Source organism: candidate division KSB1 bacterium, assembly GCA_022562085.1.
Classification (GTDB): Bacteria; Zhuqueibacterota; Zhuqueibacteria; order Oceanimicrobiales; family Oceanimicrobiaceae; genus Oceanimicrobium.
On record JADFPY010000230.1, the window covers coordinates 1 to 7306 of the forward strand.

The following is a 7306-nucleotide window of genomic DNA, read 5'->3' on the forward strand; positions in this document are numbered from 1 at the left end:
AAAGCCACGAGTTTGTAAACCCCGCCCAGCGCTGAATCGCCGGCAGAAGTAATAAGCCGGGTGCCCACGCCGTACGCAAGACGTTTGATCAGACGGTCCGGGTCGATGCCGTTTCGCGGACCTTCCTGCTCAATCTGGGTCGTAATTTGCCAGATGTTCAATTCATCCAATTCGTTGGATAAGACAATCGTTGTTTCAGGAAATCCGGCGGCATCGAGCATCTTCGCGGCTTCAATGCTCAAGTAAGCAAAGTCACCCGAATCGAGCCGAATCCCCACAGGTTGATGCCCCTTTTTCCGCAATTCTTCAAAAACTTTGATGGCATTAGGAATGCCGCTGCCCAAGGTATTGATGGTATCGACCAGCAGCAGACATTCATCCGGGTAAAGATCCGCGTAAGCCCGAAAGGCGTCGAGTTCCGTCATACCCAAAGTCAGGAAAGTTTGCACCATGCTGTGAGCGTGGGTGCCTTTTGGCGGGAAACCCAGCACATGTGAAATTCCGACATTGGAGGTAAAATCGGCACCGCCGATCAATGCTGCGCGGGTCCCGGCAAGCACGCCTCTGTCATGTCCGCGCCGGGCTCCGAATTCCAGCAGAAGCTGACCGTGGCTCACTTCGCGGATTCGAGCCGCTTTGGTGGCGACCAAAGTCTGGTAGTTGAGTTGATTGAGCAGGGCGGTCTCAAGAATTTGGGCCATGGCCAGCGGCCCCTGCACTACTGCCAGCGGCACATTCGGATGGACCACGCGTCCTTCGGGAATGGCCCGCAGTGATATTGCTTGATAATTCCCATTCTTCTCGAGCCAATTGAGGAAATCTCGATCGAATACCGGCTTTCCTGTGCGTCCCCGCTGGGCACTCAGGTAATCGAGATCCTCCTTGCGAAATCTGACATTCCGCATCCAATCGGTTAACCATTCAAGCCCGGCCATGATGCAGTAACCCGCTTTGTGGACGCCGTAATCCGGGTAATCGCGGAAGAAAAAATCAAACTGCGCAGGTTTCTCGTGCACACCCATGCGGTAGTAAAGCTGGGCCATAGTGAGCTGGTACTGATCGGTGAAGAGAATGCCTTCGGCGGTGAATTTGTCTGCTTTATTCATTGATATAAGAGTTTCTACTCGTAAAAAGATTGCCACGCCGCCTTCGGCGGCTCGCAATGACAAAAGGTGGCTATTTCAAATCTTTCAAAACTTCGCGAGCAGCGTTATAACCGGGGGCGCCGGTCACGCCGCCGCCGGGATGCGTCCCGGCCCCGCAAAGATATAAATTCTCAACCGGCGTTCGGTAGCGGCCCCAGCCGGGTACCGGCCGCATGAACAGAAGTTGATCCAGTCCCATTTGGCCGTGGAAAATGCTGCCCTCGGTCAGGCCGTAATCGCGCTCCAGGTCTAAAGGCGTTAAAAGATGTTGGTGTAAAATGAGTTTCTGGAAATTCGATGTGTATTTGGAAATTGTTTTGATGATCACCTCCGCCAACTTCTCACGCTGCTCATCCCAATCGCCGGATTTGAGATTGTAAGGTGCGTATTGCATGGTGACGGACATCACGTGCTGGCCCTGCGGGGCGAGCGTTGAATCGAGCACGGAAGGAATGACGATATCCAAATAAGGTTGTTTCGAGAAGGTTCCGTATTTAGCATCATCGTAGGCGCGCTCCAAATACTCGAGACTCGGGCAAATGATGATGTGGCCGCCAAGTTGGCTTTCAGGGTTGGAAACTCCTTTGAATTTTGGCAGACCGCTGAGGGCTAAATTCATTTTAGCCGTGGTGCCGCGAAAGCGAATATTTTTAACCATTCGATTGAATTGCGGTCCGAGGTTCGGCGCTCCCACCAAACCAAAAAAAGTGCTCCGGGGATCTGCATTTGAAATAATTGCTTGCGCTGAAAATTCCTCGCCATTTGCAAGGACGACACTTTTAGCTTGATATTCATTTATGACAATTTGCTTGACTTCAACCCCGGTTCTAATTTCAGCGCCATGCTCCCGTGCCGTTTCCGCTAAAGCCTTCGACAACTGACCCATTCCACCACGCACGAATTTGCTCGCTCTAAATCCGCCGGAGGAACCGATGGTATGATAAAGCATCATGAAAGTCGTACCCGAAGCCATCGGGCCTTGCATGCTGCCAGTCACCCCAGACGCACCGAGAACACCTTTCAAAATCTCGCTTTCAAACCATTCGTCTAAGAATTGCCTGACTGACATGGGAAGCGCTCTCATAAAAGCCATCATGTCCTTCTTACCGAGACGCTTAAGCTGTAACCCCGATTTGAGCCAGGGCAATAAGTCATTTAAGTTTATGGATTTTACATGGGGCGGAGTTGAAGTTCGGATCCCGGCTAAAACTCTTGTCAACCGTTCGACGTGCTGGCAAAATTGTGGAAATTTAACCGCATCTGTTTTTGAGAAATGCGCAATTTCTTCCTGACTCTTTTTTATATCCCGCCAGAGGGTAAGGGCCGGGCCGTCCGGTTGGAGTGTGCATACGGCTGCCGGACTTTCGATAAATTCCAGCCCGGATCGCTGCAGTTTAAGTTTCTTGCCAATTTCGGGGAGAAATAACCCTGCATCATGGGCGCCGGTATTGAATTTGAATCCCGGAAAAATTTCTTCGGTTGCTGCTGCACCGCCAAGAACCTCGCGGCCTTCCAGAACCAAAATCTTTTTACCGGCCTTTGCCAGAAATGCTGCAGTCACGAGTCCGTTGTGGCCGGCTCCGATTATGATTGCGTCGTAGTTATAGGGCATTTTATTAACCATTTATAGTATTACTTGTGACTTTTGCATTTTTTTGCAAGAAAATAGTTAAATGACCCCGATACTTCGGGGAATGACAATACCCGTCATTAAGTCATTAGGTCATTTGTCCCGAAGCGTCGGGACGTCATTTTAGACAGCGGCAAAAATTCACCTCTGTCAATGACAGCGAAGCGTTAATGACTGCTAATAAGAGCACCATGGTTTGGACCACGACAAAGCAGGTCATTTAAACATTTGCGGCTTCGCCGCGTTAGAATTTTATCCTTTCTTTTGTGCCACAAAAATCATCTCACCGCTTTTGTAATCATAGGGCCGTTTGTCGAAATGCCCAAAGACCTCCTTAATTTGGAAGCCATTTTTTTCAAGAAGCGCCTGCATTTCATATCTGAAAATATAGCGGAGGGTGAAAGGCATGATTTTGCGATTGGCAAGGTCTTTATCACCCACCTCCTCGTAATGCCGCTCCACATGCAGAAGCTGTTTAGCATGCTCATAAGTGACTTTATCTGTGAGACTAAACTTTTGCCCGGTTTCGCAGTTGACTTTCTGATCAAATCGAATAGTAGTTGTTTTTTTTGCAAGCAATTCATGGGAAGGAGCAAAGATATCAATTATCAAATATCCGTCTTTTTCAAGGTGTCTGTTGATTTGGCTCAGCGCTCTATTCTGGTCGTCTGCGGTCAGCATGTGCAGAAAAGCCCTGAACGGGACAATACATAATTTGAAAAAATGATCGATCTGAAAATTTCTCATGTCCTGCTGGCTCAATCGGATCTTCTGCTTGATTTCCGGGCAGAGATTTTGCACTTTTACCCGGGCCGCAGTAAGCATCTTTTCGGAACTATCAATGCCCCAAATTTCAATGCCGGTTTCAGCGATTGAGAATAAAATTCTGCCCGTGCCGCAGCCGCACTCCAAAACCGGGCCGCCAAACTGCCGCACAAAGTCAAGATACATCATCAAATCGTCATGGCGGTCTGAGTACATGACGTCGTAAAAGGGGGCGATTTCATCAAATTCTTGCATAGCTATTAATGGCAGACGTTAGAAGTGAAACGTGAAACGGTCAAGTAGCAGAACTCACCAAAGTTCTCGGCCTACCAAACCAAAAGTGTGACCACTTCGGCTACATAACTCGGAAACGTTTGACATCTCACGTCTGCCGTTTCACGTCCAAATCTTTTGCTTGCATTTTTTCGGAAACTTCCTAATTTGTCAATTGCTTAAAAAAAACTTAACCACGAATGAACACTAATATAAAAAAATCGTCCATTCACGGTCTAAAAACGAACATCAAAAGTTAAATTTACAAAAGTTAGCTTAATAAATCAAATTCATTTTAGAGAGAATTCAAATTGCAAGAGCCTGATTTTTATAAACTCATCGCCGAAGAAATCAAACTAAGCCCGGAGCAGGTCCGGCATACTTCCGAACTGCTCGACTCGGGTAACACCGTGCCGTTTATCGCCCGTTATCGGAAAGAAGGTACCGGCGGTCTCGACGAGAACATGATTCGGCACATCGAGGACAGGCTGCGCTATTTGCGCACATTGCAGGAACGAAAAGAGACCGTGCTGGAATCGATTGAAAAGCAAGGCAAACTAACGCCGGAGCTTAAAGAAAAGATTTCAAAGGCCACTAAACTTCAGGAGGTTGAGGACCTTTACCTGCCCTATCGTCCTAAAAAACGTACCCGCGCTACGATCGCGAAAGAAAAAGGACTCGAGCCTCTCGCCGAGCTTATGCTGGCCCAGGAATTGCAGGACGGCACTCTGGAAGAAATCGCTGCGCCATTTTTAGATGCAGACAAAGAAGTGAAAACCACCGAAGATGCGCTTGCCGGCGCCAGAGATATCGTTGCCGAAGTCGTCTCCGAGAATGCGGAGGTGCGCAAGGAAATTCGCAAATTTACCTTCCGCACCGGCCTGGTTCATTCTAAAGCAAAGAAAAAACAAGACCTTGCGGTTTACGAAATGTATGCCGATTACAGCGAGCTGGCCAAATATATTCTGCCGCACAGAATTCTGGCAATGAACCGCGGCGAGCGCGAAGGGTTTTTGCGGGTCAGTATCGAAGTGGAAGTGGAGCAAGCGCAGCAGATGCTCAATCGCCGCTTTTTAAAAAATCAAAAATCGATCTTTACCGAACAGGTAGAGATGGCGCTCGCTGACAGCTATCAGCGCTTGCTCGCGCCGGCAATTGAACGAGATATTCGCAACGATATCACGGATAAGGCCGATGAACATGCGATTAAAGTGTTTGCGGAAAATGTCAGGAACCTGATTTTGGCCGCGCCGATTCGCAACCAAATTATCATGGGCATCGACCCCGGCTTTCGCAGCGGCTGTAAAGTGGCCGTCATCGACGAGACCGGGAAATTGCTGGAAGGAATTGCCATTTACCCGCATCCACCCCAGAAGCGCTGGGATTTTTCAAAAGTCCAGCTGAAAGAACTTATTGAGAAACACAATGTAGATGTGATCGCGATTGGCAACGGCACGGCCTCACGGGAGACCGAACAGTTGGCAGCAGAAATCATCAGCGAAATGGAGGGGGAGCTGTTTTATGTGATTGTCAGCGAGGCCGGCGCCTCTGTTTACTCGGCCTCGGAAGTGGCCGGGGAGGAGTTCCCGGATTTACCGGCCGAAATGCGCGGCAATATTTCGATCGCCCGCCGACTGCTCGATCCGCTTTCCGAGCTGGTGAAAATCGACCCAAAGTCGATCGGGGTTGGACTTTATCAGCACGATGTGAATCAAAACCGTCTGGCCGAGTCTCTGGATCGAGTGGTGGAATCCGCGGTCAATTACGTTGGCGTGAATTTGAACACAGCCTCGAAATCTCTGCTGAGATATGTCGCCGGCATCAACAACCGCACTGCTGAAAACATCGTTAAGTACCGCGAAGAAAAGGGACGAATTCAATCCCGGCAGGAGTTAACCAAAATCAAAGGGTTGGGTGAAATGGCCTTTACTCAGGCGGCTGGGTTTCTGAGAATCCCGGACGCCGACATATTTTTTGATTCCACTGCTGTGCACCCGGAATCCTACCAGGCAGCTGAAAATTTGTTAAAACGATTCAGCTTAAAAGAAACCGAGGTAAAAGCAAACGGCCAGGTTCTCAAGCAAAGTATTCAAAATGCAAATGCAAATTTAGTTGATTTGGCAAACGATTGCGGCGTTGGTCTCCCGACCCTCGAAGACATCATTGCCAGTCTGGAAAAACCCAACCGCGACCCGCGCGACGACAGGCCCAAACCTATCCTGCGCAGCGACGTTTTAAAAATGGACGATTTAAAAGAAGGCATGGTTTTGAAAGGCACGGTCAGAAACGTGGTTGACTTCGGTGCGTTTGTCGATATTGGTCTCAAGACCGACGGCCTGGTGCACAAAAGCCAGATGGCAAACAAGTTCGTGAAGAATCCAATGGAAATCGTTGCCGTCGGCGATGTCATCGATGTAAAGGTTCTGACCGTAGATGCAGAAAAGGGGCGGATTGGCTTGAGTATGGTGGTGTGATTGTCTGCCATCGCAGATCACCGGATTCACCGAGGCTCGACGAAAGACCTAGCAGCCAGCCACAGACGTCATTTCGACCAACGGGAGAAATCTCGTTAATCTCGTCTCGTGTGTTTTTTTAGGAAGACATTAAAAAGATTTCTCGCTGGCGCTCGAAATGACTTATTAGGGTCGTTGACTTCGGTGCGTTTGTGGATATTGGGCTGAAGACAGACGGCCTGGTGCACAAAAGCCAGATGTCAAACAAGTTCGTGAAGAATCCAATGGAAATCGTTGCCGTCGGCGATGTCATCGATGTGAAAGTCCTTAACGTGGATGCAGAAAAGGGGCGGATTGGCTTGAGTATGGTGGTGTGATCATTGTAAACTTTCAAAGGCGAAACAAGCGATTTTGTCATGCCCGCGCAGGCGGGCATCCAGTGGCGTCGAATTCTGCAGGCAATTGTATTCAAATGGATTCCCGCTCCCCGCCTTCGCGGGGACAAGCTTCGCGGGAATGACATTCTTGGTTGTCTGATGTACAAATTACAGCAAATGACCTTATTTTCAACAGCCTCATAGGCCGGAATGCACTTACTAGCGAATCTGATAATTCTCGTTTATAGTATCACAAGAAATCCTCGTAGAGATCTTTCCAAGCAGGATTGTCCTTTTCAATCAAACTAATTTTCCACTGTCTTTTCCACTTCTTGATTCGCTTTTCCCGCAAAATTGCATCATACGGATTCTCATGCACTTCGAAATATACAAGTCTGTGTACTTGATACTTCTTGGTAAAACCAGCCAGTAGATCGCTTTTATGCTGATGGACTCTAAACAACAAGTCCTTTGTTATGCCGGTATAGAGCGTACCGTTTTTTTTGCTGGCAAGTATGTAAACGTAGTAGTGTTTTCTATTTATACTCATTATCAGCCAAATTCCTGGATGCCCGACTAAGAGATTTCGGGCATGACTTTTTTTAAGTAAATGCCCGTACTGTGTGGTGTGGAGACTTTTTTTAAAAAAATTTCGGCGAGTAC

The 7306-nt window shown here is 48.4% G+C and carries 7 protein-coding genes; 3 read left to right on the forward strand and 4 right to left on the reverse strand.

Annotation, left to right across the window (positions count from 1 at the left end):
* The 3 genes from pncB to IH879_16260 form a co-directional block, all read right to left on the reverse strand.
* Positions 1–1106 (reverse strand): nicotinate phosphoribosyltransferase (gene pncB / locus IH879_16250; protein ID MCH7676478.1); only part of this gene is annotated, 1106 nt, incomplete at its 3' end.
* A gap of 70 nt (positions 1107–1176) precedes the next feature.
* Positions 1177–2757, reverse strand: coding sequence for an NAD(P)/FAD-dependent oxidoreductase (locus tag IH879_16255; protein MCH7676479.1), 1581 nt, complete (start codon positions 2755–2757; stop codon positions 1177–1179).
* Between the two features lie 270 nt (positions 2758–3027).
* Positions 3028–3795, reverse strand: a complete 768-nt coding sequence (locus IH879_16260; protein ID MCH7676480.1) for a class I SAM-dependent methyltransferase — start codon at positions 3793–3795, stop codon at positions 3028–3030.
* 329 nt (positions 3796–4124) lie between these two features.
* Here IH879_16260 and IH879_16265 point away from each other — a divergent pair, with 329 nt between their 5' ends.
* The 3 genes from IH879_16265 (at position 4125) to IH879_16275 (ending at position 6847) form a co-directional block, all read left to right on the forward strand.
* Positions 4125–6287 carry an RNA-binding transcriptional accessory protein gene (locus IH879_16265; GenBank protein MCH7676481.1) on the forward strand — a complete coding sequence of 721 codons (2163 nt, stop codon included), beginning with the start codon at positions 4125–4127 and terminating at the stop codon, positions 6285–6287.
* A 164-nt stretch (positions 6288–6451) separates the two neighbouring features.
* The gene (locus IH879_16270) at positions 6452–6643 is read left to right on the forward strand and encodes a S1 RNA-binding domain-containing protein (GenBank protein MCH7676482.1); all 192 of its coding nucleotides are present in this window, start codon (positions 6452–6454) and stop codon (positions 6641–6643) included.
* 39 nt (positions 6644–6682) lie between these two features.
* Complete coding sequence (locus IH879_16275) at positions 6683–6847, forward strand: hypothetical protein (GenBank protein ID MCH7676483.1); 165 nt, start codon at positions 6683–6685, stop codon at positions 6845–6847.
* Between the two features lie 46 nt (positions 6848–6893).
* Here the strand turns inward: IH879_16275 and IH879_16280 are convergent, their stop codons facing one another.
* Positions 6894–7193, reverse strand: a complete 300-nt coding sequence (locus IH879_16280) for a GIY-YIG nuclease family protein (GenBank protein MCH7676484.1) — start codon at positions 7191–7193, stop codon at positions 6894–6896.
* Positions 7194–7306 lie beyond the last annotated feature (113 nt).

Excerpts from the sequence above, each read along its gene's own strand:
- IH879_16255 (MCH7676479.1), bottom strand. The coding sequence starts at position 2,757 with ATGCCCTATAACTACGACGCAATCATAATCGGAGCCGGCCACAACGGA.
- IH879_16260 (MCH7676480.1), bottom strand. The coding sequence starts at position 3,795 with ATGCAAGAATTTGATGAAATCGCCCCCTTTTACGACGTCATGTACTCA.
- IH879_16275 (MCH7676483.1), top strand. The coding sequence starts at position 6,683 with ATGCCCGCGCAGGCGGGCATCCAGTGGCGTCGAATTCTGCAGGCAATT.
- IH879_16280 (MCH7676484.1), bottom strand. The coding sequence starts at position 7,193 with ATGAGTATAAATAGAAAACACTACTACGTTTACATACTTGCCAGCAAA.